Annotated in this window: 17 protein-coding genes, 2 rRNA genes and 1 other annotated feature (1 of these 20 only partly in view); of the genes, 4 read left to right on the forward strand and 15 right to left on the reverse strand. The window is 40.2% G+C overall.

The window, feature by feature from the left end:
- Window positions 1-658: ribosomal RNA gene (locus tag ACIFUW_RS13740) — 23S ribosomal RNA — on the reverse strand; it reaches 2,257 nt to the left of the window's first position.
- Between the two features lie 344 nt (window positions 659-1,002).
- Window positions 1,003-2,562: ribosomal RNA gene (locus tag ACIFUW_RS13745) — 16S ribosomal RNA — on the reverse strand.
- The 16S and 23S rRNA genes sit together here, the layout of an rRNA operon.
- A 740-nt stretch (window positions 2,563-3,302) precedes the next feature.
- Between ACIFUW_RS13745 and ACIFUW_RS13750 the strand changes: the two genes are divergently transcribed.
- From ACIFUW_RS13750 to serS, 3 genes are all read left to right on the forward strand, one after another.
- Window positions 3,303-3,992, forward strand: coding sequence for a response regulator transcription factor (locus ACIFUW_RS13750; RefSeq protein ID WP_002295268.1), 690 nt, complete (start codon window positions 3,303-3,305; stop codon window positions 3,990-3,992).
- Window positions 3,979-5,187 carry a sensor histidine kinase gene (locus ACIFUW_RS13755; protein ID WP_002295267.1) on the forward strand — a complete coding sequence of 403 codons (1,209 nt, stop codon included), beginning with the start codon at window positions 3,979-3,981 and terminating at the stop codon, window positions 5,185-5,187. Before ACIFUW_RS13750 ends, ACIFUW_RS13755 begins: the two co-directional genes overlap by 14 nt.
- A gap of 38 nt (window positions 5,188-5,225) precedes the next feature.
- Window positions 5,226-5,431, forward strand: a binding site (T-box leader).
- A gap of 49 nt (window positions 5,432-5,480) precedes the next feature.
- On the forward strand, window positions 5,481-6,752 hold the full coding sequence (gene serS, locus ACIFUW_RS13760; protein WP_002295265.1) for a serine--tRNA ligase: 1,272 nt from the start codon (window positions 5,481-5,483) through the stop codon (window positions 6,750-6,752).
- A 548-nt stretch (window positions 6,753-7,300) separates the two neighbouring features.
- On the opposite strand, the gene guaB is transcribed toward serS, so the two are convergent.
- The 9 genes from guaB to mnmE form a co-directional block, all read right to left on the reverse strand.
- Window positions 7,301-8,785 carry an IMP dehydrogenase gene (gene guaB, locus ACIFUW_RS13765; RefSeq protein ID WP_002295264.1) on the reverse strand — a complete coding sequence of 495 codons (1,485 nt, stop codon included), beginning with the start codon at window positions 8,783-8,785 and terminating at the stop codon, window positions 7,301-7,303.
- A gap of 504 nt (window positions 8,786-9,289) precedes the next feature.
- Window positions 9,290-9,985, reverse strand: a complete 696-nt coding sequence (locus ACIFUW_RS13770) for a DUF1129 domain-containing protein (RefSeq protein ID WP_002295263.1) — start codon at window positions 9,983-9,985, stop codon at window positions 9,290-9,292.
- A gap of 89 nt (window positions 9,986-10,074) precedes the next feature.
- Window positions 10,075-11,175, reverse strand: coding sequence for a redox-regulated ATPase YchF (ychF, locus tag ACIFUW_RS13775; protein ID WP_002293105.1), 1,101 nt, complete (start codon window positions 11,173-11,175; stop codon window positions 10,075-10,077).
- An 8-nt stretch (window positions 11,176-11,183) separates the two neighbouring features.
- Entirely contained in the window at window positions 11,184-11,375 is a 192-nt protein-coding gene (locus ACIFUW_RS13780; protein ID WP_002293106.1) for a DUF951 domain-containing protein, read from the reverse strand.
- Between the two features lie 20 nt (window positions 11,376-11,395).
- The gene (locus ACIFUW_RS13785) at window positions 11,396-12,286 is read right to left on the reverse strand and encodes a ParB/RepB/Spo0J family partition protein (protein WP_002288806.1); all 891 of its coding nucleotides are present in this window, start codon (window positions 12,284-12,286) and stop codon (window positions 11,396-11,398) included.
- Window positions 12,273-13,040, reverse strand: a complete 768-nt coding sequence (locus tag ACIFUW_RS13790; RefSeq protein ID WP_002288805.1) for a ParA family protein — start codon at window positions 13,038-13,040, stop codon at window positions 12,273-12,275. Before ACIFUW_RS13790 ends, ACIFUW_RS13785 begins: the two co-directional genes overlap by 14 nt.
- A gap of 11 nt (window positions 13,041-13,051) precedes the next feature.
- On the reverse strand, window positions 13,052-13,765 hold the full coding sequence (gene rsmG, locus ACIFUW_RS13795; RefSeq protein ID WP_002288804.1) for a 16S rRNA (guanine(527)-N(7))-methyltransferase RsmG: 714 nt from the start codon (window positions 13,763-13,765) through the stop codon (window positions 13,052-13,054).
- A 231-nt stretch (window positions 13,766-13,996) separates the two neighbouring features.
- Window positions 13,997-15,898: a tRNA uridine-5-carboxymethylaminomethyl(34) synthesis enzyme MnmG gene (gene mnmG / locus ACIFUW_RS13800; RefSeq protein ID WP_002295262.1), complete on the reverse strand. Its 1,902-nt coding sequence runs from the start codon at window positions 15,896-15,898 to the stop codon at window positions 13,997-13,999.
- Window positions 15,899-15,914: 16 nt separating this feature from the next.
- The gene (gene mnmE / locus ACIFUW_RS13805) at window positions 15,915-17,312 is read right to left on the reverse strand and encodes a tRNA uridine-5-carboxymethylaminomethyl(34) synthesis GTPase MnmE (protein WP_002295261.1); all 1,398 of its coding nucleotides are present in this window, start codon (window positions 17,310-17,312) and stop codon (window positions 15,915-15,917) included.
- 298 nt (window positions 17,313-17,610) lie between these two features.
- Between mnmE and ACIFUW_RS13810 the strand changes: the two genes are divergently transcribed.
- Window positions 17,611-17,994: a hypothetical protein gene (locus ACIFUW_RS13810; protein WP_002303984.1), complete on the forward strand. Its 384-nt coding sequence runs from the start codon at window positions 17,611-17,613 to the stop codon at window positions 17,992-17,994.
- A 167-nt stretch (window positions 17,995-18,161) separates the two neighbouring features.
- Here the strand turns inward: ACIFUW_RS13810 and jag are convergent, their stop codons facing one another.
- The 4 genes from jag to rpmH all read right to left on the reverse strand — a co-directional run bounded on the left by jag (window position 18,162) and on the right by rpmH (window position 20,361).
- A complete protein-coding gene (gene jag / locus ACIFUW_RS13815; RefSeq protein ID WP_002295258.1) occupies window positions 18,162-18,920 on the reverse strand; it encodes an RNA-binding cell elongation regulator Jag/EloR in 759 nt (252 codons plus the stop codon).
- Between the two features lie 17 nt (window positions 18,921-18,937).
- Window positions 18,938-19,756 carry a YidC/Oxa1 family membrane protein insertase gene (locus ACIFUW_RS13820; protein ID WP_002295256.1) on the reverse strand — a complete coding sequence of 273 codons (819 nt, stop codon included), beginning with the start codon at window positions 19,754-19,756 and terminating at the stop codon, window positions 18,938-18,940.
- Window positions 19,753-20,109, reverse strand: coding sequence for a ribonuclease P protein component (gene rnpA / locus ACIFUW_RS13825; protein WP_002295255.1), 357 nt, complete (start codon window positions 20,107-20,109; stop codon window positions 19,753-19,755). Before rnpA ends, ACIFUW_RS13820 begins: the two co-directional genes overlap by 4 nt.
- Window positions 20,110-20,226: 117 nt before the next feature.
- The gene (gene rpmH / locus ACIFUW_RS13830) at window positions 20,227-20,361 is read right to left on the reverse strand and encodes a 50S ribosomal protein L34 (protein ID WP_002293121.1); all 135 of its coding nucleotides are present in this window, start codon (window positions 20,359-20,361) and stop codon (window positions 20,227-20,229) included.
- Window positions 20,362-20,883: the final 522 nt, after the last annotated feature.

Raw genomic sequence — 20,883 nt, forward strand, 5'->3', positions numbered from 1 at the left:
CCGTCTCTTCAACTTAACCTCGCATGCAATCGTAACTCGCCGGTTCATTCTACAAAAGGCACGCCATCACCCATTAACGGGCTTTGACTTGTTGTAGGCACACGGTTTCAGGTTCTATTTCACTCCCCTTCCGGGGTGCTTTTCACCTTTCCCTCACGGTACTGGTTCACTATCGGTCACTAGGGAGTATTTAGCCTTGGGAGATGGTCCTCCCGGATTCCGACGGAATTTCTCGTGTTCCGCCGTACTCAGGATCCTCCTAGGTGTCTTCCACATTTCGTCTACGGGGTTTTTACCCTCTTTGACTGACTTTTCCAAGTCATTCGACTATCTGAAAGAACTACCATATTGGAGTCCTACAACCCCAACAAGCAAGCTTGCTGGTTTGGGCTTTTCCCGTTTCGCTCGCCGCTACTCAGGGAATCGAATTTTCTTTCTCTTCCTGCAGGTACTTAGATGTTTCAGTTCTCTGCGTCTACCTCGAATGTGCTATGTATTCACACAATCGTAACATCCTATTAAAGATGTTGGGTTCCCCCATTCGGAAATCTCTGGATCATAGCTTACGTACAGCTCCCCAAAGCATATCGGTGTTAGTCCCGTCCTTCATCGGCTCCTAGTGCCAAGGCATCCACCGTGCGCCCTTATTCACTTAACCTTATCAACCTTACGGTTGGGTTTTGATCCTTCTTCTAGCGATAGAAGTTAGATCAAGAAAATAAGCAATTGAACTTATTAAAAAACTCTATCCAGCTCACAAATCAGCCTGTACGGCAAAAAGATCGATCGTCTCATAAAATCAAAGATTTTATAGCCGTCCGCCTATTTTGCTTTAGGCTAAACAATTTGTTCAGCTTTCAAATTCAACGCGGTGTTCTCGGTTTGTATTACTTACATTTACTTCAAATATCCAGTTTTCAATGAACAAAAGTGTTTGAGAGTAAACCTCTCAAAACTGAACAAAGTAAAAACAAATTGTGTAGTCTCCGTAATATTCCTTAGAAAGGAGGTGATCCAGCCGCACCTTCCGATACGGCTACCTTGTTACGACTTCACCCCAATCATCTATCCCACCTTAGGCGGCTGGCTCCAAAAGGTTACCTCACCGACTTCGGGTGTTACAAACTCTCGTGGTGTGACGGGCGGTGTGTACAAGGCCCGGGAACGTATTCACCGCGGCGTGCTGATCCGCGATTACTAGCGATTCCGGCTTCATGCAGGCGAGTTGCAGCCTGCAATCCGAACTGAGAGAAGCTTTAAGAGATTAGCTTAGCCTCGCGACTTCGCAACTCGTTGTACTTCCCATTGTAGCACGTGTGTAGCCCAGGTCATAAGGGGCATGATGATTTGACGTCATCCCCACCTTCCTCCGGTTTGTCACCGGCAGTCTTGCTAGAGTGCCCAACTGAATGATGGCAACTAACAATAAGGGTTGCGCTCGTTGCGGGACTTAACCCAACATCTCACGACACGAGCTGACGACAACCATGCACCACCTGTCACTTTGCCCCCGAAGGGGAAGCTCTATCTCTAGAGTGGTCAAAGGATGTCAAGACCTGGTAAGGTTCTTCGCGTTGCTTCGAATTAAACCACATGCTCCACCGCTTGTGCGGGCCCCCGTCAATTCCTTTGAGTTTCAACCTTGCGGTCGTACTCCCCAGGCGGAGTGCTTAATGCGTTAGCTGCAGCACTGAAGGGCGGAAACCCTCCAACACTTAGCACTCATCGTTTACGGCGTGGACTACCAGGGTATCTAATCCTGTTTGCTCCCCACGCTTTCGAGCCTCAGCGTCAGTTACAGACCAGAGAGCCGCCTTCGCCACTGGTGTTCCTCCATATATCTACGCATTTCACCGCTACACATGGAATTCCACTCTCCTCTTCTGCACTCAAGTCTCCCAGTTTCCAATGACCCTCCCCGGTTGAGCCGGGGGCTTTCACATCAGACTTAAGAAACCGCCTGCGCTCGCTTTACGCCCAATAAATCCGGACAACGCTTGCCACCTACGTATTACCGCGGCTGCTGGCACGTAGTTAGCCGTGGCTTTCTGGTTAGATACCGTCAAGGGATGAACAGTTACTCTCATCCTTGTTCTTCTCTAACAACAGAGTTTTACGATCCGAAAACCTTCTTCACTCACGCGGCGTTGCTCGGTCAGACTTTCGTCCATTGCCGAAGATTCCCTACTGCTGCCTCCCGTAGGAGTTTGGGCCGTGTCTCAGTCCCAATGTGGCCGATCACCCTCTCAGGTCGGCTATGCATCGTGGCCTTGGTGAGCCGTTACCTCACCAACTAGCTAATGCACCGCGGGTCCATCCATCAGCGACACCCGAAAGCGCCTTTCAAATCAAAACCATGCGGTTTTGATTGTTATACGGTATTAGCACCTGTTTCCAAGTGTTATCCCCTTCTGATGGGCAGGTTACCCACGTGTTACTCACCCGTTCGCCACTCCTCTTTTTCCGGTGGAGCAAGCTCCGGTGGAAAAAGAAGCGTTCGACTTGCATGTATTAGGCACGCCGCCAGCGTTCGTCCTGAGCCAGGATCAAACTCTCATAAAAAGTTCGAACAATCTTGCGATTGTTAAGCTCAATTTGTTTGCTAGCATATTGCTTGCTTGTTAAAAATGTTTGTTGTCTTGAATTGAATCAAGACGCCCTACACATTTGGTTTGTCTTACTTTGTTCAGTTTTCAAAGGTCTACTTCATCAGGAGTGTTTCCCGATTCGTTTTTGGCTGCCGTAGCAACTTTTATATCATATCAGAGAGACAAGTAATTGTCAACTCTTTTTTAAAAGTTTTTTCGATTTCGTTTTTCGAAATCTTCCAGCAACTCATTTATCATAACTTATCGTTTGTTATTTGTCAAGAACTTTTTTGAAGTTTTTTTCGATAGAATCAAGCTTCGCAAGTGGTTCTTTTTTAACGACTCAGTTATCTTATCATGTCATTTCCAACATGTCAACAACTTATTTTTTATTATTTAATAAGTTATTGGTGTTCTTTTGAACAAATAATAATATATCAACATCACATGTGAAAGTCAATAAGAAAATGCTTATTTATCAACATTTCTAGCTTACATGATCATTGGTTAGTTCTGGTCCTTTTTCGTTCGTCTTTATAACTCCGAGAGACGTAAAATCCTTTTGTTTTCAGTTTAATGTTCATGTTCTTGTCTTATTCACACCAACTAGATGTCTCACCTTCTAAAATTTTCCTTAACAAAGTGCTGCTTTTATCTATTTCTGCTTTTTTTTGCTAGAATAATAGTAACAATATGACTCTGGAGGATTTATTTATGAAAATTTTGATTGCTGACGATGATAAAGAAATCGTTGAATTATTAAGTATCTATGTTCACAATGAGGGGTATGAAGCAGTAAAGGCTTATGATGGGAAAGAAGCATTATCTAAAATCAGAACAATCCCTGATATTGAATTACTTATTTTAGATATCATGATGCCTGAGATGGATGGGATGCAAGTAGTGAAAGAGCTACGAAAAGAATCCCAAATACCAATCATTATGCTGACAGCAAAAACTACTGATATGGATAAGATCAAAGGACTGGTCGCTGGTGCAGATGATTATGTGACCAAGCCATTTAATCCGTTAGAAGTAATGGCTAGAGTAAAGTCTTTATTACGGCGTACAAAAATGCAGATTGCCCCAGATCAGCCTGATGTATTAGAAGTAAATGCATTAATCATCAATAAAGACTCTCATGAAGTTAAAACAATCGATGGGAAAGAAATCCAGTTAACAGCTTTGGAATTCGGTATCCTCTACTTGCTTGCTAGTCATCCTAATCGAGTATTTAGCGCGGATGAAATTTTTGAGCGTGTTTGGAAACAAGAAAGTATTGTCTCTGCTAAAACTGTCATGGTTCACGTTAGTCATTTAAGAGATAAGATTGAAGAAGCAACTGGTGGTGAAAAAGTCATTCAAACCGTTTGGGGAGTGGGCTATAAAATTGACGCAAGATAGTAAACGAGCAACTGAAAAACGCCGTCGGATCAATTTGACTTCAAAAGAAATCAGCGAATTGTTAGCGGAAGGAATCATCACGATTATCCTTTTGCTTCTATTAAATGTTTCTATTCTGGTTGTTATCAGTTCGGTGATCAACAGTTCACCTTCTTTGACGAATGCGATTTGGGATTCAAAGAATATTTTTGCAGAACGATTGAACACTGATTTGTTCTGGAACGGCCGGAATTTTATTATTCCCTTTTTCTTTCTATTAGATATTGGTGTTTTGTATTGGCGCTTGATTCGAAGATATCGCCAAATGCAATTGCGGCATATCATCAGCGAACTTCACTACATCGCAAACGGAAATTATGATCATCGTATCCCTTTTGAACTGAGTGGTGACTTAAGCCGAGTGGTAACAAGTATCAATGGATTGGTGGATAGTACCGTAGCAGCGATTGAAGACGAACGTAAAATCGAAAAATCAAAAGATGAATTGATCACGAATGTCAGTCATGATATCCGTACCCCACTCACGTCCATCATTGGATACCTAGGACTGATAGAAGATGGCCAGTATCACTCAGAAGAAGATCTTTTAAAGTATACGCATACTGCTTATATCAAAGCAAAGCAGATGAAATCTTTAGTGGACGACTTATTTGAATACACTAAGGTACGCCAGCCTGCTGTCCCGGTGAATTTTTCTGCCTTTGACATGATCCAGTTGATCGAACAGTTAGCAGCTGATTTTGAGTTGGAAGCTTCTAAAAAAAATATCCAAATACTTGTTCAATCAAAAGTAGACTCCCTTATCATGGATGGCGATACCGAAAAACTTGTACGTGTCTTCAATAATCTTTTGACGAATGCGTTGAAATACGGAAAAGGAGCAACGAAGATCGTAATCGAAGTAGAACGTATCGGTTCAGAAGTTGTTGCAACAGTCAAAAATAACGGAGCAATGATCCCACAACAGGCAATCGATAATCTATTCGACCGTTTTTATCGTGTAGAAGAATCTCGTTCACAAGCAACTGGAGGAACTGGACTTGGTTTAGCAATCGCTCAAAGCATTGTGGCTTTGCACGGCGGATACATTTATGCAAAATCAGATAAGCAATGGACTTCTTTCATCATGCACCTTCCAATCAAGAAAAATGAAAAATTACCTATTGATACACAGGAAGTTATTGACGAAAGCTGAAATATTCGCTATTCTTATTACAATTATTAGAATAAATGAAAAACACAGAACCCAGTACACTTTATTCTTTTTCAGAGAGCTGATGGCAGGTGTAAATCAGCAAAGGATAATTTGGAAGTTCCAGTTCGTTTACGTGCCCTTTCGAAATAAGAAAGGTCGGTTCAACAGCCGTTATGTGTTCAACAAGTGCAGCTGACGCTGAACTTGGGTGGTACCGCGAATTTCAGACTGATTCGTCCCAAGAATAATGGGATGGATCAGTCTTTTTTTATTTTCAAAAAGGAGGAAATCATATGTTAGATGTAAAAATGATGCGACAAAATATTGAAGAAGTACAAGAAAAATTGATGACTCGGGGCGTAAAAAAAGAAACATTAGCTGAATTCATGGAACTAGATGAAAATCGTCGTAAGCTACTAGTCAAAAGTGAAGAATTAAAAAAATATCGAAATGATGTTTCTGCTGAGATCGCCCAATTGAAGCGTGCAAAAGAAGATGCTTCTGCTAAAATCGCTGAAATGAAAGAAGTCGGTGGCAACATCAAAGCATTGGATACTGAAATTGCTGAAGTGGATGAAAAATTGAAACAAATTGCAACTACTTTGCCAAACCTTCCCCATGATTCTGTGCCAGTTGGAACAGATGAAGAGGACAATGTAGAAATCCGTCGTTGGAGCGAACCACGTACATTTGCTTTTGAACCAAAACCACACTGGGAAATTGCAGAAAATCTTGATATTTTAGATTTTGAACGTGGCGCAAAAGTAGCCGGTAGCCGTTTTGTCTATTACAAAGGATTAGGTGCTCGATTAGAACGTGCTGTCTACAACTTCATGCTTGATCAGCATATTTACGAACACGGCTATACTGAAATGATCACTCCTTATATCGTCAACAGTAAAGCGATGTTTGGTACGGGACAATTTCCAAAATTCAAAGAAGATGTTTTCCAATTGGAGAATACTGATCTAACATTAATCCCAACAGCTGAAGTACCATTAACTAACTATTATAATGATGAAATTTTAGATGGTGCAGATTTACCTATTTATTTCACTGCACTAAGCCCTGCTTTTCGTTCTGAAGCCGGAAGTGCTGGTCGGGATACACGAGGACTGATTCGTCTTCACCAATTCAATAAAGTAGAAATGGTCAAATTTTCGGATGTAGAGCATTCTTACGAAGAATTGGAAAAAATGACAGCTGATGCAGAAGATATCTTGAAAAAATTGCATTTGCCTTATCGTGTGATGGCCTTATCAACTGGAGACATGGGCTTTTCTGCAGCTAAAACTTATGACTTAGAAGTATGGATACCTGCACAAGATACTTATCGTGAAATCAGTTCTTGTTCTAACTGTGAAGATTTCCAAGCACGCCGCGCAATGATCCGTTATCGCGATAATGATGGAAAAATCCACTATACTCATACTCTGAATGGTTCAGGACTTGCAGTTGGCCGTACAGTAGCTGCCATTTTGGAAAACTACCAAAATGAAGATGGTTCTGTCACAGTTCCAGAAGCGCTCGTTCCTTATATGGGGAATCTGAAAGTTATTAAATAAAGAGGCTGTGAAAAAGCCGCTTAGTTTCGAGTATTAAGAAAAATTTTGTGAAAATGGCTTTCCACATTTTTGCATAAATTGGACTTAATACCGAGAAACTGGCTTTTGAACACCATTTATCGAGAGGTTGTGAAATCAGCGAATTAACCTGAGTATTAGAGAAAAAAATGGAAAAATAGTCCCTCATATTTTACCGTTTGTTGAACTAATACCGAGGGTCAGCTGATTGAACACCGTTTAGTGGAGAGGTCGTAAGCCTACCCCCCAGCTCCTAGTTACAAGGACAAATTCAAAAAACAGCTCTTCATATTTTATGAATGTTGTACTTGTGATTCGGAGGTGGCAAGGGAACACTGTTTATTCAAAAAGAGGCTGGGACAGAAGCGTTTAACTCCAAGAAATAAGAAGAAATTCACGAAAATTGCTTTTCAAATTTTTGTGAATTTCTTCTTATTTCCGAAGGAGTTGCTTCTACTTCCGCCGTTTATACGTGTTTAGAGCGTGAGACAAAAGTGTTCTTTACTTTTGTCCCACGCTCTTTAATGTTTTTAAGATTCAACTGAATAGTTTGGTGCTTCTTTTGTGATTTGTACATCATGAGGGTGTGATTCTTTTAATCCACTGCCGCTCATTTGGATAAATTGCGCTTCATCACGTAATTGCTGTAGATTGGCTGCCCCAACATAACCCATTCCTGAACGCAAACCGCCGATCATTTGGAAAATAATATCTGCAACACTTCCTTTATAAGCAACCCGACCTTCGATTCCTTCTGGTACTAATTTATTTGCTTCATTGACACTACCTTGGAAGTAACGGTCTTTTGAACCTTTTTCCATCGCGCCTAATGAGCCCATACCTCGGTATGTTTTGAATCGACGTCCTTGGAAGATTTCGAATTCACCTGGTGATTCATCTGTCCCTGCCAACATACTTCCTAGCATCACTGCATGTCCGCCGGCAGCTAATGCTTTGACGATGTCACCAGAATATTTGATCCCTCCGTCTGCAATAATCGCTTTGCCATATTGACGAGCAACTGATGCTGCATCATAAATAGCTGTGAGCTGAGGTACACCTACACCGGCTACCACACGTGTCGTACAAATCGATCCTGGTCCGATACCAACTTTTACGACATCTACACCTGCATCATATAAAGCTTTTGTCGCTTCAGCCGTCGCAACGTTTCCTGCAATCAATGTTGCATCTGCAAAAGTTGAACGGATTTCTTGAATTTTTCGGATCACACCTGCACTATGTCCATGAGCTGTATCGATGATGATTGCATCTGCCCCTGCTTCTAATAAAGCATTCGCACGCTCAAATGTATCGCTTGTTACACCAACGGCTGCTGCTACAAGCAATCGACCATGTTCATCTTTTGCTGCATTTGGAAATTCGATCACTTTCTCGATGTCTTTGATCGTGATCAATCCGCTTAAACGACCTTCGTTATCTACGATTGGTAATTTTTCGATTTTATGTTTTTGCAAAATCTTTTCTGCATCTTTTAGAGAGGTACCTACTGGGGCAGTCACTAAGTTGTCTTTTGTCATCACATCAGCAATCGGCATGTGATAATCTGTTACAAAACGCATGTCGCGGTTTGTAATTATCCCTACCAATTTTCTGTTTTCAAGTGTTTCAACGATTGGCACACCACTGATACGATATTTGCTCATCAATTCTTCTGCGTCTGCTACAAGATGCTGTGGCGTTAAGAAGAACGGATCAATGATTACGCCACTTTCAGAACGTTTGACTTTTCTTACTTCATCCGCTTGCTGGCTGATCGTCATGTTTTTATGGATCACACCTAGTCCGCCTTGTCTTGCCATAGCAATGGCCATCTTGCTGTCGGTAACAGTATCCATACTTGCACTGATGATTGGAATATTCAACTTAATATTTTTAGCTAATTGTACGCTCATATCCACTTCGTTTGGTAACACGTGACTTTCTGCTGGTATCAATAAGACATCATCAAAAGTAAATCCTTTTTTCGTGAACTTTGTTTCCCAGTTGGACATTTTTAGTACCACTCCTCTAATTTAGTTTATCTATTAAAATAATTGATTTTTTCATTTAAGTCAATGATCTACTTGGAATCAAGTTAGCTTTCTCATAGAATACCAATATAAAGCGTTTACATCTGTGTGTATTAAAAGAGATTGTAAAAAAGCTGTCCTGCATCAAGTAATAAGAACAGCCAATCAAAAACAGCTTCTCATGTTTTTGAATTGGTTGGGTTTATTACCGCAGATGCAAACTTTTGAACACCGTTTAGTGGAGAGGCTGTGAAAAAGCTGCTTAGTTTCGAGTAGTAAGAAAAATTTTGTGAAAATGGCTTTCCACATTTTTGCATAAATTGGACTTAATACCGAGAAACTGGCTTTTGAACACCGTTTATCGTAAAAAGGGACTGTGACAAGACTTTTGTCACAGTCCCTTACTATTATTTAACTATGGATAAACAAAATGAGGTTCTTTACTACCCCTAGATATCTAGCAAAATAGCTGATCTTTTTGCTAGTTTATCTTCTTGGGACGGATAAACTTCCAATAATCCCGTATTTTTTCTTCAAGTAGTAACGGATTGCTAAAGCAGTTGCCCCGATAATGATAACTACTACTGGATCTAATACTGGATTGATAACTGGTGGCAATAGTGTTGTCGCAGAAAACAGTACGACCCAAAGAAGTGTCGTTCCACCTAGGATAAGCAATGTCTTACCCATTCCTGGTTTCTTGCTTCGATCTGCTCCGGGATATTCATATTGATAGATGTATTTGTACATCATATAAAAGACCCAGCCACCGATTGCAGAACCTAGAACGAGTGTAGAAAAGCCATAAGCTGGCGTTGTTCCACGTGAAAACAATCCGGTAATCGCAATCATGATACTTAATAGACCAAGCAACAGCAACGTATTATCTAACCACATCAATAAAGGGGTGGATGAATTTTTTACTTCTGCTGGCTTATTGATGATTGCTTCCGTTCTTTCAGAGACTGTCCCAAACAATTGACGGGCTGTTCTTCCGCCTTTTTGTTCTGCAACTAAAGTAGGCAGAATGTCATGAAGGGCTTTTACTTTTTCTTCTTCAGACAAATTCGCTGCTTCTAAAGATTTTTTCAAATCAAAAATGTACTGTTGATTTCTTTTGGTTAATTTTGTTTCTAAACTATTGTTTTCTTTTACGATTGCTCGTAATTGTTCTGGTTCCATTATCTAATAGTCCTCCTTAGCCGTTCCTTTTCTCAACGGTCGTCACAAAAGACATTCTACCATATTCTACAGCTAGTTTGATAGCCCTTTTACACATTAAAGCGGAATAACATTACGTCGCCGTCTTGTACGACATAATCTTTTCCTTCTAATCGAACACGTCCAGCTTCTTTTGCTGCATGCATGTTTCCGTAATGATCCAAGTCTTCAAAAGAGACAGTTTCTGCACGGATAAATCCGCGTTCGAAATCTGAATGGATGATTCCTGCTGCTTGTGGTGCTTTGATTCCTTTTTTGAATGTCCAAGCACGTACTTCTTGTTCCCCAGCAGTAAAGTAAGTAGCTAAGCCTAACAAATCATAAGCAGCACGGATCAACTGATCCAAACCTGATTCTTCGATTCCTAAAGCTTCTAAAAATTCCGCTTTGTCTTCTTCATCTAATTCTGCGATTTCTTCTTCTGCACGAGCACTGACCACGATCACTTCTGCATTTTCTTCTGCAGCAAAGTTGCGCACTTCTTGTACATAATGATTCGCGTCTGCATCTGCTACGTCATCTTCTGAGACATTGGCTACATAAAGAATTGGTTTTGTCGTCAATAAAAATAGTGATTTAACGATTTTTTGTTCTTCTTCAGTAAATTCGATCGTTCGGGCAGATTTTCCTTCTTCCAGTACAGGTTTGATTTTATCCAGTACAGCTAGTTCTGCCACTGCATCTTTATCTTTGGTTTTAGCAACTTTTGCTACACGAGTATAGCGTTTGTTGATAGATTCTAAGTCTGCTAACACTAGTTCCAAGTTGATCGTATCAATATCTTCTAGTGGATCAACACGTCCTTCTACGTGAGTAATATTATCATCATCAAAACAGCGAACAACGTGACAAATAGCGTCTACTTGGCGGATATGGCTTAAGAATTGATTTCCCAAACCTTCTCCTTTACTTGCGCCTTTTACGATTCCAGCAATATCTGTAAATTCAAAAGTCGTCGGAACAGTTTTTTTCGGATGTACAAGTTCTGTTAAGCGTTGCAAACGCCAGTCAGGTACTTCTACCATCCCTACGTTGGGGTCGATCGTCGCAAAGGGATAGTTTGCTGCTTCTGCTCCTGCTTTTGTGATCGCATTAAACAAAGTTGATTTTCCTACGTTGGGCAACCCAACAATTCCAGCAGTCAATGCCATAAATTTATTCACTCTTTCTCTGCATTTTTTTCAATTACTTTTTTTAATTTCTTTTCAAAATCTCGACGGGTCATCATGACGATATGTCCGCAATTCATACATCTGATTTTGATATCTGCGCCCATTCGAATGACTTCCCAGCGATTCGTCTGGCAAGCGTGAGGTTTTTTCATTTCAACGATATCGTGCAAGTCGTACATAAAAATAGCCTCCTTTTTGTTTATTCTTCATCAAATTGAATATTCAAGATATCAAGAATTCGAGTCAAATCTTTTTGAGAAAGATATTCAATCTCGATCTTACCTTTCCCATTTTTTTCTTGGATAGCTACACTTGTACCAAATTTATCCATCAAACGATCTTCGCTTTCTCGGATATAATATGGTTTTTCCTTTGCTAGCCTTGGGATTTTTTTCTTTTCTTTTCCATCATTTTGATTTAACTCAGAAACAAGCTGTTCCAGTTGGCGGACAGTTAAATTTTCAGTTACTGCACGATTGGCTAATTTCAAGATCAATGTTTTATTTTTTAAACCTAACAGCGTACGGGCTTGTCCCATAGATAAACGCTGATCTTGTACCATTTCCTTGACAAGATCCGGTAAAGAAAGCAAGCGCAAATAATTGGCGATATAAGGTCTGCTCTTTCCTAAACGACTAGCTACTTCTGCTTGTGTTAGTTTCAGGTTTTTCATCAGCATCTCATATGCTTCTGCTTCTTCTAACGGATTCAGATCTTCTCGCTGCAAGTTTTCCAGCACTGCTACTTGCATCATCGCTTCTTCGTCAAAGTCTCTAACGATAGCAGGGATCGTTTCTTTTTCAGCTAGTTTGGACGCTCGAAAACGTCGCTCCCCTGCAATAATCTCATATCCTTTTACTGCGGAACGGCGTACGATGATGGGTTGAAAGACACCTGATTGTTCAATAGAATTAGCTAGTTCCTGCAAAGATACTTCTTCAAATGTTTTACGGGGCTGATACGGATTTGGTCGCAGCTCATTCAATGGTAGCTGGACAACGGTATCATCTTTTACATCCACCGTCTCTAAGTTTTCTAAATCTTGAAACAGTGCATCGATTCCTCGGCCTAATCCTTTACTTTTCTTCACGACTTACCACTTCCTTTGCCAATGCTTGGTAGACTTCAGCTCCTCGAGAACGTGGATCGTAGTCGATGATCGGTTTTCCATGACTAGGTGCTTCTGATAAACGAATATTTCTTGGAATGATCGTTTCGTAAACTTTTTCGCGGAAGTATTTACGTACTTCTTCTACGACTTCATTTCCCAGATTTGTTCGTGCATCATACATTGTCAGTAAGACTCCCTCGATCTCTAATTCTGGATTAAAGTGTTTTTGGACTAAACGAACCGTATTCAGTAATTGGCTTAATCCTTCCAATGCGTAATACTCACACTGAACAGGTATCAAAATCGAATCACTTGCTGTAAATGAATTGATTGTCAGATGGCCAAGAGAAGGCGGGCAATCGATCAAAATATAATCATACTGACTGCTTACTTCTGCTAAAGATCCTTTTAATCTTGATTCTCTTGCCATCATTGACGTCAATTCGATCTCTGCTCCTGCTAATTGGAGAGTCGCAGGCACAATACTCAAATTTTCGTGTTCAGTGATCAAAGTTGCCTCATCAATTGGCAATTCATTGACTAGAACATCATAGATGTCTCTTGTCACATCAGGTTTTCTGATCCCGACACCACTGGTAGCATTTCCTTGTGCATCCATATCCACTAGCAATACTTTTTTGCCAAGGCTAGCAAGACAAGCACCTAGATTCACCGTCGTCGTTGTTTTGCCGACGCCACCTTTTTGGTTCGCAACAGATATTATTTGTGCCATCTCTTCTCCTCCTATTTGATTGGCTGCTTATTAGGCAGTCCGGGCTTTCTTGGGTATTTCTTTGGGGTTGGTTTCTTTTTTTGAATAACGATGATATGCCGTTGATCAGAGACATTCGGCAAGGTAACCGCCTCTTCTTTGAGGAATTTACCACCTAATAAAGCAATCGCTTGTTTTGCTTCTGTCAATTCCTCTTCACTTTTTGCTGCTTTCAATGCATAAAAATAGCCTTCTTGTTTAGCCAAGGGCAAACACAATTCCGCTAACACATTCAAACGAGCAACCGCACGAGCAGTGACAAGGTCAAATGATGCACGAAAGTGAGGATTTTGCCCAAATGTTTCTGCCCGGTCATGATATAAGGAAGCATCGATTCCTAATAATCGGGTTAACTCAGATAAGAAGGTTATTCGTTTATTCAGAGAATCAACGATCGTTATCTGCAGTTCTGGAAAGGCAATTTTTAAAGGTATGCTAGGAAACCCTGCCCCCGAACCAACATCGCATAAAGATAAAGGTTGCGTAAAGTCTACTTCAAATGCTAATGTAAGTGAATCGTAAAAATGCTTCAGATATACGTCTTTTTCATCCGTAATAGCTGTAAGGTTCATCTTTTCGTTCCATTCGACTAATGTCCGATAATAAATAGCGAATTGATTCATTTGATGATCGGTAAGCTCTATCCCTTTTTCTGCCAAGGATTGGCGAAATTCTTCTGGTATCATAAATATTCCTTTCATTGTGAAACAGCAATTGTTTCACAGATTCTCTCCCTACTTTAACGCAAAATCTCTAGACATGCAATCCTTCCATATGGATTCTTAAAAATTTGAAAAGTAAGAAAAGCCGATAGACTTTTTCTTTCTAGTATGACTCATAAAATATACACAGAAGAGAGAACTAGCTTTGAGCAATTTCTGCAAAAACTAGTTCTCTCTTCTATTTATTATTACGTATTACGCTGGTTCACTGACTTTCGCAATCTTCCCTTGTTCGATATAGACCATTAGGATACTTAGGTCTGCAGGGTTTACGCCACTGATTCGGCTAGCTTGGGCAATTGTTTCTGGTTGGATTTTCTGCAATTTTTGTTTTGCTTCTGTTGCTAATCCGTTGATTGCTGCGTAGTCGATGTTTTCTGGAATCTTTTTCGCTTCCATGCGTTTTAATTTTTCTACTTTTTCCATGGCTTTTTTGATGTAGCCTTCATATTTGATTTGGATTTCTACTTGTTCGATTTCTTTTCGTGTCAATTCTTCATTTTCTGGAATAAACCGTAGAAGTTCTGCATAAGTAATCTCAGGACGTCTTAAAAAGTCGCTTGCTAGTACACCATCTTTTAATGGTGCCGCATTAATCGTTGCTAAAAAGTCTTGGACTTCTTCTGTTGGTTTGATTCGTACATTCATCAAACGTTTGATTTCTTGTTCAACTGCTTCTTTTTTCTTCAAATAATTCTTGTATTGATCTTCTTTTACTAAGCCTACACGGTGACCCATTTCTGTTAATCGCAAATCTGCATTATCATGACGTAAAAGCAGACGGTATTCAGCACGTGAAGTCAGCAAACGATAAGGTTCGTTCGTTCCTTTTGTTACCAAATCATCGATCATGACACCGATGTAACCGTCACTTCGTTTGATCACTAAAGGTTCTTTTCCCTGAACTTTCAAAGCTGCATTGATACCGGCAATCAGCCCTTGTCCAGCCGCTTCTTCATAACCGCTTGTACCATTTGTTTGTCCAGCTGTATAAAGATTTTCAACGACTTTAGTTTCTAATGTCGGACGGAGCTGGTGTGGCTCTACTACGTCATATTCGATAGCATATCCTGTACGCATCATTTCTACTTTTTCTAATCCAGCAATAGAATGAAGCATGTTGACTTGAACATCCTCTGGTAAAGAAGTAGATAAACCTTGAACATAGACTTCTTCCGTATTTAAGCCTTCTGGTTCCAAAAATAATTGATGACGTGGTTTGTCTGCAAAACGCACGATCTTATCTTCGATGGATGGACAATAGCGAGCGCCTACCCCTTCAACGATCCCTGTAAACATTGGGGCACGATGTAAGTTGTCTCGAATAATTTGGTGAGTCGTCTCACCTGTATAGGTCAGCCAGCAAGATTCCTGATCTAGTTTATAGGCACTATCTGGTGTGCTGAAGCTAAAATGATTCGGCTCTTTGTCACCAGGCTGCTCTTCTGTAACAGAATAGTCGATCGTACTTGATTTTACTCGAGGCGGTGTTCCTGTTTTGAACCGTTCGATAGCAAAGCCAAGTTCTTTTAGATGATTCGCTAGTCCAATAGAAGGTTGAGAGTTATTCGGACCTGATGAATATTTCAATTCACCGATAATGATTTCTCCGCGAAGTGCTGTTCCGGCTGTAATAACAACTGCTTTGGCCCGGTAGCTCGCTCCTGTGGACGTCACTACTCCATGACAAACACCATCTTCGACGATCAGTTCTTCGACGATTCCTTGTCTTAGCGTCAAATTTGGTTCTTTTTCGATCGTATGTTTCATTTCTGTTGAATAAGCATGTTTGTCTGCTTGTGCTCGCAATGCTCGGACAGCTGGGCCTTTTCCTGTGTTCAACATACGCATTTGGATATAGGTTTTATCGATATTCTTACCCATTTCTCCGCCTAACGCATCGATTTCTCGAACGACAACGCCTTTAGCTGGTCCGCCTACAGAAGGATTACATGGCATGAATGCTACCATGTCCAAATTTATTGTCAGTAATAATGTTTTTGATCCCATACGTGCAGCAGCAAGTGCAGCTTCTGAACCGGCGTGTCCTGCGCCAACAACGATCACGTCATACGCATCTGCTTCATAATGTTCCAATCGTTTGTTCCTCCTTTTATTTTCCTAAACAAAATTGACTGAATAATTGAGTGATTAGCTCATCTTGTACACTGTCGCCGACAACTTCTCCTAGATAGTCCCAGCAACGCGTCATATCTATTTGAACGAGATCCACAGGCATTCCTGAATCAATACCTGCAATGACTTCTTCAAGTGAGAGGGAAGCTTTTTCTAACAACGCGATATGGCGGGTATTAGAAACATAAGTAGCGTCTCTTTCTCCTGTTTCTCCGCTGAAGAATAAATCAGAAATAGCTGATTCCAAACGATCTAGTCCGTCGTTTTTAGCTACGGAAATTGAAAAAACTGGTTCATTTTCGATCAATTTCTTCAATTTTTCTTGTTCCAGCTGTGCTGGCAAATCTGTTTTATTTAGAAGAATGATCCGTTTCAATCCACTTGTCGCTTCCAATAATTGTTCATCTTCTGCTGTCAGTGGTTCGCTTTGGTTTAGAACAAGTAAGATCAAGTCTGCTTCTGCTAATGCTTTTCGGCTTCTTTCGACCCCGATCCGTTCCACCACATCTTCTGTTTCCCGAATTCCAGCTGTATCGATTAGCTTGAGCGGTACCCCCCGAACATTGACATACTCTTCGATTACATCTCGAGTCGTTCCTGCAATATCCGTAACGATTGCTTTTTCTTCTCTTAACAAATGGTTTAACAAACTTGATTTGCCGACATTTGGCCGGCCGATGATTGCCGTACTTAACCCTTCCCGCAGAACCTTCCCTTGCTTGGATGTAGCAAGTAGCGCTTGGATTCTTTGTTGGATCATCTGCGCTTTTTCAAGCAATAACTTCGTAGTCAATTCTTCGACATCATCATATTCTGGATAATCAATATTTACTTCTACTTGTGCTAATGTCTCTAAAATCTCTTGTCTCAATGAGCGGATCAAAGCAGACAGATTGCCGTCTAACTGATTAAGAGCTAGTCCCATTGCTTTGTCTGTTTTTGCCCGAATCAAATCCATCACAGCTTCTGCCTGTGAAAGGTCAACACGACCATTCAAGAATGCTCGTTTTGTGAATTCGCCTGGCTCAGCTAATCTTGCACCTTCTCTTAACAATAGCTGCAAAATTTGATTGACTACAACGATCCCACCGTGACAATTGATTTCTACTACATCTTCCCGCGTAAATGTCTTTGGTGCTCTCATCACGGAGACCATGACTTCATCGACAAGCTGATTGCTCTTGGGATCAACGATATGTCCATAATGGATCGTATGACTTGGTACTTCTGATAATCGTTTGTTTCCAGATTGATAAACTTTATCTGCTAGTTGCACAGCTTGATCGCCACTTAAACGAACGATACTGATTGCACCTTCTCCAGGTGGGGTAGAAATTGCCGCAATCGTATCAAATTCTAAAGTAATTTCAGCCATTTTTTCACTTCCTTTTTCATTTTGCGCACAAAAAAAGTGCCCACTCCACCCTTTATGCACAATAAACGGTGAACTTCGCACTTTGACTGCTTGTTCTTGATTAAATTCTGGTCATAGATTATCACACTTGCTATAAGGAATCAAGTGTTTAAAACAATTAGATGAAGTTGAGCCTGTTCTGCTTCCATTACCTTATATTTAATTGTCCTTGGATGTCTCTTTGCGTTCTTTGGTTTATTCGAAGAGAAGATACTGTATAAACAAGGCTTTATCTTTCTTAAAAAAAACGGTACACTAAATGGTAGCGCTATCTAAACTATACACTTTTGAAAGGAGAAAATATGTGAGCCCGTTCAGATCTGCTGCATTGGAAGAAGAAAGTGACCCTCGGATCAACGATGTCGTTTTATCTACAGGGAATATCAACCAGAAATATATCGTCCGCGATATCGTTTTTGTTGTGGAATGCTTAGAAGCTGATTTGTTTGACCCATCTTTTCCCAAAGATGACCTTTTCTTAACAACGAAGAGGAAATTAAAGACGAAGGTACTTGAATATGGTGCGAATGCAGTAATCAACTGTCATTTTGAGTATCAGCAAAAAAAACGCGACGGAAAGTATTTTCTGGAACTTTTTGCTTATGGAACAGTGATCCAATTTATCCAAACAACGATTGGTTAAATGAAACAGACAAAAAAAGCGGATCAAAACTGAAGACAGTTTCGATCCGCTTTTTTCTATCAAAGTTAGTGACTACTTCATCGTATACTCTGATAAGAATGATTTCTAGTAAAATATACTTGGTTTGAAAAACTTTGTCAACGTGATTTATTCAAAAAGTAATGGAATCAATAATATTTTTTAGCAGGTTCTACTACTAAATAACGATAAGGTTCCTCACCTTCCGAATGTGTTTTTACATGTTCATCTTTGCTTAATGCAGCATGGATTTGTTTACGTTCAAATGCAGGCATTGGTTCTAAGAAAACAGGCTGCCCTGTCCGTTTTACTTTTTCAGCCGTGCGATCAGCTAAACGCTGAATGATCTCTTGGCGCTTTTCACGGTAATTGCCTACATTGACTACTACAGACAGCTTATTTCTTGCTAAACGATGGATGAAGACTTGTGCCAGATATTGCAATGCATTCAGTGTTTTTCCATGTTTCCCAATCAGTATGCCTTGCTTTTGTGTTTCTAAATGGAAAACAACCATATTATTTGATTCTCTTTCCATTTTGACAAGAGCTGGAGCATCAAGCTGTTTTGAAATTTCAGTAAGATAAACTGCCAATTCCGTTAAAGCTGCTTCATCACCTAGCTCACTTACTTCTTCTGTTTTTTCTTCAAGAATCGTTTCGTTGACTACCTCGATCTCAGCTGTTGGTTCTTCTTCCAAAATTTCTTCTACAGTCTGTTCTACTGTTTCAGAAACTTTTTCGCTGATACTTGGCTGGATCGAAAGCCGTGCATTCTTTCGACCCATTCCTAGGAAACCTTTTTTTCCTTCTTCCAGTATTTCGATTTCGACTTGGTCTTTGGCCAAACCCAAATCAGCCAGACCTAGTTGGACAGCTTCGTCTATTGTTGCAGCTTCATAAATCGGCATTAGCATTACCTCCCCTATTATTTCCGTTTTTTCTTAGGATTCATTGCTTTCTTAAGAGCACGTTCTCTTTCGCGGATTCTCCGTGCTTCTTCTTCACGCTCTTTTCGAATTTTGAAAGGGTTGTTGATCAGCAGCGTTTGTACAACTTGGAAGGCATTGGAAACTACCCAGTATAATGAAAGACCGCTGGCTAAATTGACACCCATCACTAAAATCATTACAGGCATCACGAAATTCATGATCTTCATTGATGCATTCGATTCAATTTGACTCATGCTAGATAAATACGTACTTGCAAAAGTAAAGATTGCTGCTAAAATCGGCAAAATAAATGTTGGATCCGCGTTCCCTAAGTTCAACCATAAGAAATGCCCTTGTTTCAACTCTGGTACACGTGAAATAGATTGCCATAACGCCATCAAGATTGGCATTTGTACTAATAAAGGAAGACAACCAGCATATGGATTGACGCCATTTTCTGCATATAAACGCTGCTGCTCTTCTCTTAACTTACTTTGTGTTTCCGGATCTCTTGAACTATATTGTTGCTGCAGTGCTTTTAATTTCGGTTGTAATTCTTGCGTTTTACGCATGCTCTTTGTTTGGAAATGCATCAACGGCAATAGGATCACGCGGATGATCAGTGTAAATAAAATGATCCCTATCCCTGCATTACCAAATGACAACGCCTTGATCGCCTCAGCAAAGTAATAAACAATATAACGATCCCAAATTCCTGTACTCTGTGCGCTGACTTCCCCAGTTCCGCAACCGGATAAGACGATGACCAAACTAACGATACCGGCCATCAAAAGTAAACGTTTGTATTTCTTCACTTACTCTTTTCCTCTCTGTCGATTATTTTTGCAAGTTTTAAGACGTGGACTAAATTGGAGCGAACCTCATCATAAGTCAACCCCTTCACACTTGGTCTAGCAATCACAATAAAATCCAACTCCGGATCAATTTCTTCTTTTATAGAATAAACTGCTGCTCGGATTTTTCGTTTGACTTCATTGCGGTTTACCGCGTTGCCGACCTTTTTTCCTACAGATAAACCAACTCGAAAATGAGGCTGTCCCGGTTTTTCCAAACGGTAAACGACGAATTTGCGGTTAGCAAAAGAATCTCCCGTATGGAACACGGCTTGAAACTCTCGTTCTTTTTTTACTCGATACGCTTTTCTCATTAGTTTTCTTTCCTTTTCTATCTCTCACTTACGCTCATAATCATACCATAATTACGATTGTCCTTTCATCATTTCCCTAAAAAAGAGTATAAAAAAAACCACTGAAACCCCAGTGGCCTAAGCTGAAAGAACTTTTCTTCCTTTGCGACGACGGCTAGCTAACACACGACGTCCATTTTTAGTACTCATACGTTTACGGAATCCGTGAACTTTTTGACGTTTACGTTTATTTGGTTGGTATGTTCTTTTCATATATTCCACCTCCAAAATGTTCTTATCTATTTTATAAACACAGACATACTTTGATAGTATAACGACAAAGTAGTGATTTTGTCAATATAAAATAGAAGATCGATTGTTAAAACTTATCCACAAGATTATTTTTTTCTATGGGAATCCTATGTGGAAAAAGTTATGCACAGGGATTATCCACAGATAATAAAAGGCTGGTTTTACACAGAAAACACACGTGTAAAAAAAGTAATCCACAATCAGGCGATTTCCTGTGTATTCCGTCTCCTAACTATTGGTATATCTGTATTTTTTATCCACAGACGCAAGAGGAAATCTATTGGTTTTTACGAGTTTTCCACCTGTGCATTAGTGGTGTGGAAAACTTTTTTTGACAACTGTGTTTTTCTCTTTTTTCTTTTTGTCGATTGTGTGGATAATTGTAATTAAAAAATTTTTTTCTTCGGTTTCTGTGGAAAACTATTGAAAAAAATGCTAAATTAGTACTAGTTATTCACTTTTTAATGAAGGAGGAGGCCTTAT

This window comes from Enterococcus sp. PLH-Efm8, from assembly GCF_053011625.1.

Bases quoted from the DNA above. Each gene is read 5' to 3' on its own strand.
- rpmH (WP_002293121.1), bottom strand. From the start codon at position 20,361: ATGAAAAGAACATACCAACCAAATAAACGTAAACGTCAAAAAGTTCAC.
- ACIFUW_RS13790 (WP_002288805.1), bottom strand. From the start codon at position 13,040: ATGGCACAAATAATATCTGTTGCGAACCAAAAAGGTGGCGTCGGCAAA.
- ACIFUW_RS13770 (WP_002295263.1), bottom strand. From the start codon at position 9,985: ATGGAACCAGAACAATTACGAGCAATCGTAAAAGAAAACAATAGTTTA.
- rsmG (WP_002288804.1), bottom strand. From the start codon at position 13,765: ATGATACCAGAAGAATTTCGCCAATCCTTGGCAGAAAAAGGGATAGAG.
- guaB (WP_002295264.1), bottom strand. From the start codon at position 8,785: ATGTCCAACTGGGAAACAAAGTTCACGAAAAAAGGATTTACTTTTGAT.
- ychF (WP_002293105.1), bottom strand. From the start codon at position 11,175: ATGGCATTGACTGCTGGAATTGTTGGGTTGCCCAACGTAGGAAAATCA.
- jag (WP_002295258.1), bottom strand. From the start codon at position 18,920: ATGCCGATTTATGAAGCTGCAACAATAGACGAAGCTGTCCAACTAGGT.
- ACIFUW_RS13810 (WP_002303984.1), top strand. From the start codon at position 17,611: ATGGTAGCGCTATCTAAACTATACACTTTTGAAAGGAGAAAATATGTG.
- rnpA (WP_002295255.1), bottom strand. From the start codon at position 20,109: ATGAGAAAAGCGTATCGAGTAAAAAAAGAACGAGAGTTTCAAGCCGTG.
- mnmE (WP_002295261.1), bottom strand. From the start codon at position 17,312: ATGGCTGAAATTACTTTAGAATTTGATACGATTGCGGCAATTTCTACC.
- ACIFUW_RS13780 (WP_002293106.1), bottom strand. From the start codon at position 11,375: ATGTACGACTTGCACGATATCGTTGAAATGAAAAAACCTCACGCTTGC.
- ACIFUW_RS13750 (WP_002295268.1), top strand. From the start codon at position 3,303: ATGAAAATTTTGATTGCTGACGATGATAAAGAAATCGTTGAATTATTA.
- serS (WP_002295265.1), top strand. From the start codon at position 5,481: ATGTTAGATGTAAAAATGATGCGACAAAATATTGAAGAAGTACAAGAA.